The following is a 264-nucleotide window of genomic DNA, read 5'->3' on the forward strand; positions in this document are numbered from 1 at the left end:
GGGAGTGTCAGGAATTTCGTGTGCGGGCGGGCATAAAGGGGAAGAAGGAGACCCGATATGTCCCGACGCAAAGAGCCTGCGATACCGAACGAGTTACTGGATCAGTTGCTGGCCGGCGGTGACGCGGGCACCGCTTTGGCGCAGGGTGGCCTGCTCGACGCGCTGAAGAAGGCGCTGACCGAGCGCGCGTTGAATGCCGAGATGGATCATCACCTCGCCGGTGAAGATGGCGCGGGCAACAGCCGCAACGGTTACGGTCGGAAG

1 pseudogene is annotated in these 264 nt (G+C 62.9%); it reads left to right on the top strand.

What is annotated here, in order from left to right:
• Nucleotides 1-57: 57 nt before the first annotated feature.
• Nucleotides 58-264 (top strand): annotated as a pseudogene (locus SM191_RS19740) (IS256-like element ISSpwi2 family transposase); the annotation flags it as partial.

The organism is Sphingomonas sp. 2378 (assembly GCF_038084995.1).
GTDB lineage: Bacteria > Pseudomonadota > Alphaproteobacteria > Sphingomonadales > Sphingomonadaceae > Sphingomonas.